Origin of the sequence: uncultured Clostridium sp. (assembly GCF_937920395.1) — a bacterium.
GTDB lineage: Bacteria > Bacillota > Clostridia > Clostridiales > Clostridiaceae > Clostridium_AD.
In genome coordinates this window covers 1-4,216 of sequence record NZ_CALEVF010000117.1, presented here as the reverse complement: position 1 = coordinate 4,216, position 4,216 = coordinate 1, and the positions used below count along the sequence as shown (strand labels likewise).

At 31.3% G+C, this 4,216-nt stretch carries 5 protein-coding genes and 1 riboswitch; all 5 genes read left to right on the top strand.

Features of this window, described 5'->3' with window-relative positions:
- Positions 1 to 112: 112 nt before the first annotated feature.
- Entirely contained in the window at positions 113 to 853 is a 741-nt protein-coding gene (locus Q0649_RS09475; protein ID WP_298840740.1) for an energy-coupling factor ABC transporter permease, read from the top strand.
- 4 nt (positions 854 to 857) lie between these two features.
- On the top strand, positions 858 to 1,217 hold the full coding sequence (locus Q0649_RS09470) for an energy-coupling factor ABC transporter substrate-binding protein (RefSeq protein WP_298840737.1): 360 nt from the start codon (positions 858 to 860) through the stop codon (positions 1,215 to 1,217).
- Complete coding sequence (cbiQ, locus tag Q0649_RS09465; RefSeq protein ID WP_298840734.1) at positions 1,214 to 1,996, top strand: cobalt ECF transporter T component CbiQ; 783 nt, start codon at positions 1,214 to 1,216, stop codon at positions 1,994 to 1,996. The genes Q0649_RS09470 and cbiQ overlap by 4 nt, the downstream gene beginning before the upstream one ends.
- Positions 1,997 to 2,040: 44 nt before the next feature.
- Entirely contained in the window at positions 2,041 to 2,895 is an 855-nt protein-coding gene (locus Q0649_RS09460; RefSeq protein ID WP_298840732.1) for an energy-coupling factor ABC transporter ATP-binding protein, read from the top strand.
- A gap of 111 nt (positions 2,896 to 3,006) precedes the next feature.
- Positions 3,007 to 3,225: riboswitch (cobalamin riboswitch) on the top strand.
- 137 nt (positions 3,226 to 3,362) lie between these two features.
- Positions 3,363 to 4,216: cobyric acid synthase (locus tag Q0649_RS09455; RefSeq protein ID WP_298840730.1), on the top strand; the 854-nt coding region annotated here is incomplete at its 3' end.

Below are 4,216 nucleotides of genomic sequence, written 5' to 3'. Positions count from 1 at the left end.
ACGGTGGTGTGAGAGGTCGCTAAATAAACTAATTATTTAGCTCCTACTCGATTTTTAAAAAAAAATCACAAGAAAAATTAAGTGTAATAGAATAATAATGGGGGGTGTTTTTATGTTAAAAAAATACCAAGTTTCACTTGGAGTTTTAATGATGTTACTATTTATACCTAAAAATGCATTTGCAATGCACATAATGGAAGGATTTTTACCTCCGAAATGGTGTATAACATGGGGTGCGTTATGTATACCGTTTATTGTTGTTGGTTACTTTTCTATAAAGGAAAAAATAAGAATAGATCCAAAGATTAAGATGTTAATTGCAATGGTAGGAGCATTTGCATTTGTTTTATCAGCGCTTAAAATACCATCAGTTACAGGAAGTTGTTCGCATCCTACGGGGGTAGGACTTGGTGCAATTTTATTTGGACCTACAGTAATGAGTGTACTTGGTTTAATAGTTTTAATTTTTCAAGCGTTGCTTCTTGCACACGGAGGACTCACAACTCTTGGAGCTAATACTTTCTCTATGGCTGTAGTTGGACCAATAGTATCTTATGGTGTATACAAACTATTAAAGAAATTGCATGTTTCAACATCGATATCTATATTTTCGGCCGCTATGCTTGGTGATTTAATGACATATGTGACAACTTCTTTTCAACTTGCAGTTGCATTCCCGGATAAAATAGGAGGGTTTGTAGCATCTCTTTTAAAGTTTATGAGCATATTTGCGGTAACACAACTTCCACTTGCAATAAGTGAGGGGATATTAACGGTTATAGTATTTAATCTTTTATCTAAATATAATAAGGAAGAACTTAAAGAATTAAATGTTTTATCAGAGGAGGATTAGTGAGATGAGTATTGAGAAGAAAAGTAAGAATAATAGTATACTTAAAAAAAATTTGATACTTGCTGTACTTGTTGTTGTTATTGCTGTTATTCCCTTATTATTTCTAAAACATGCTGCATTTACTGGTTCAGATGATCAAGCAAAAAAAGAAATTACAAAAATAGATGCGAATTATAAACCGTGGTTTTCATCAATATGGACACCACCAAGTGCAGAAATAGAAAGCCTTTTATTTTCACTTCAGGCAGCTATTGGTTCGGGAATTGTATGCTTTTTCTTTGGGTACTCAAAAGGAAAAGCAAAGGCGAAGGCAGAAGCAAAGTTAGCAGTGAAAGAGAATGTGATTGAAGGTGAGAAACAGTGATATCTATAGATAAGTTAGCTTACATTTCAAAGCTTAAGAATGTTAATCCTATGGAAAAATTCATTTTTTCAATGGCTACAATAATTGTATGTATATCACTTAATAACATAGTTGACTCCATAATAATATTATTACTTATGGGTTTTATAACTGTTTTTAAGGGTAAATTACCGTTAAAGAATTATATTGAATTAATGTCCATACCTTTAGTTTTTTTAATAATGGGTGTTATAACAATAGCAATAAACATAGCATCAAGTAGTAAGGGTTTAATATTTAGTTTTAGTATTTTTAATGTTACATTAGGGTGTACTTATAATAGCTTAATAACTGCGGCAAGATTATTTTTTAAGTCACTTGCAGCAGTTTCTTGTTTATATTTTTTGACATTAACAACACCGGTTTTTGAAGTTTTAGCAGTGATTAGAAAACTTAAGGTACCTAAATTGTTTGTAGAACTCATGGGTCTTATATATAGATTTATTTTTGTATTATTAGATACTGCGAATATGATTTATATATCTCAAAGCTCAAGGCTTGGATATTCAACATTTAGAAGAGGGTTCAATTCATTGGGTAATCTTGTTACCTCTTTGTTTTTAAGTGCTTATAAACGTTCACAAGATATTTATATGGCTATGGAATCAAGATGTTATGATGGAGATATAAATTTATTGGAAAATCATTATGTCACTTCATATAAAAACATATCATTAATTATATTAGTAGAGGTATTTTTAATAATTATTAGTTTTAGTAAAAATACTATGTTTTCGTAAAGGGTTTAAAGCCGTATTATTAAAGGTCCAAGGGAGATGATGTAATGAGTGAATATATATTGGAGACAAGAAATTTAAGCTATCAATATCAAGATGGGACCAAAGCATTAAATAATATAAATGTAAAAATAGAGAAAGGTAAAAAAGTATCATTTGTCGGGGTTAATGGTTCAGGTAAATCAACTGTTTTCTTGAATTTTAATGGTATTTTAAAACCAACTAAAGGTAATATAATATATAAAGGAAAAGAAGTAAAGTATAAGCAAAAATCGTTATTAGAATTAAGAAAAAACATAGGAATAGTTTTTCAGGATCCTGAAAATCAACTATTTTCAGCAAGTGTGTATCAAGAAGTTTCATTTGGTGCAATGAATTTAAATTTAAGTGAGACTGAAGTTAGGCGTAGGGTAGATGCCGCACTTATGGATGTGGGTATGTATGATTATAAAGATAAGGCAGTACATTTTTTAAGCTATGGACAGAAAAAAAGAGTGGCAATTGCAGACATACTTGTTATGAACCCAGAAATAATAGTATTTGATGAACCGACTTCAAGTCTTGACCCTAAGCATTCAAAACAAATTGTGAAAATATTTGATGATTTAAATAAAAAGGGAATAACTGTTATCTTATCAACTCACGATGTAGAACTTGCGTATGCGTGGTCGGATTACATTATAGTACTTAAAGATGGCGAAATAGCTAAGGAAGGGACTCCTTATGATATTTTTTCTGATGATAAACTAATACATGAGTGTTACCTTGAAAAACCATTTATTCTTGAAGTTTTTGAGCAGCTTCGAAATAGTGGGAAAATATATTCAGGTTCAGCCATACCTAGAAATAGGCAAGAGCTTTTTGAAATAATAAATTCTGTAGATAAAAATAATAATGATTAAAGGTTTACAATCAAAGTTATTGACATAACTAACCTAATGTTATAAACTTATTTTGTAGAAATATATAAAATTTAAAATTAAAGCGATTATTTTATTAGAAATATCAGTAAATTTGAATAGATTTTTTTAGGTGCCTTTTATTAGTCAGCTTCTTTAGTAGATGAGCTACGATAGTAGATGATGAATAGGGTGAAAAGGGAATGTGGTGTAAGTCCACAGCAGCCCCCGCTACTGTAATTGAGAGCAAACTTTTATAATTATCCATTAGGGGTAAGGCTAAGAGAATGTATATCAAAAGCCAGGAGACCTGCCTAAATTAGTAATATTAAGCTTTCGGCGGGAAAGAACTTGTAGGTTTTAAGTTAGTGCAATGAAATTTGCATATGACAGCAGGTGTGGATAGCTTGCTGTTTTTTTATTTTAAAAAAAAGGGGTCAAAGAAAACACGAGGGAAGGGAGAAAAAGTAATGGCTAAAATAATGGTTCAAGGAACTGCTTCATCTGTAGGAAAAAGCATATTAGTTACAGCGTTATGTAGAATTCTAAAGCAAGATGGTTTTTCTGTATGTCCTTTTAAGTCACAAAACATGTCATTAAATTCTTATATTACATTGGATGGAAAAGAAATGGGACGAGCACAGGTGCTCCAAGCATATGCAGCAGGTCTTGAGCCAGAAGTATTTATGAATCCAATACTTCTAAAGCCTACGTCGGATAAAAAGTGTCAAATTATAGTTAATGGAAAGGTTTATGGAAATAGTACAGCAATGGAGTATCATAATATGAAACTAAAATTCAAAGACATGCTAAAATTGCAGTTTGAAGAATTAGAAAAGAAGTTTGATATTATAGTAATGGAGGGAGCGGGTAGCCCTGCAGAAATCAACTTAAGGGAAAGAGATATAGTAAATATGGGAATGGCAGAACTTATAGATGCTCCTGTAATACTTGCTGGAGATATAGATAAAGGAGGCGTATTTGCATCACTTGCAGGAACTATGCTTTTACTAAGAGATGATGAGAAAAAAAGAGTCAAAGCTACTATTATAAATAAATTTAGAGGAGATTTAGAAATATTAAAGCCAGGACTTACAATGCTTGAGGATATTATAGATATTCCTTGCGCAGGGGTAGTTCCTTACTTTAGGTTAGATCTTGAAGATGAGGATGGAGCGGTAGAATTTAATAAGAAAATTACTGCACCTATTGACATAGTAGTAATAAAACTTCCACATATATCAAATTTTACAGATTTAGATGCTTTAAAGGCAGAGGAAGATGTATCAGTTAGATTTATTACAACCAAAGAGGAATTAGGAAA

Bases quoted from the DNA above. Each gene is read 5' to 3' on its own strand.
- Q0649_RS09475 (WP_298840740.1), top strand. From the start codon at position 113: ATGTTAAAAAAATACCAAGTTTCACTTGGAGTTTTAATGATGTTACTA.
- Q0649_RS09470 (WP_298840737.1), top strand. From the start codon at position 858: ATGAGTATTGAGAAGAAAAGTAAGAATAATAGTATACTTAAAAAAAAT.
- Q0649_RS09460 (WP_298840732.1), top strand. From the start codon at position 2,041: ATGAGTGAATATATATTGGAGACAAGAAATTTAAGCTATCAATATCAA.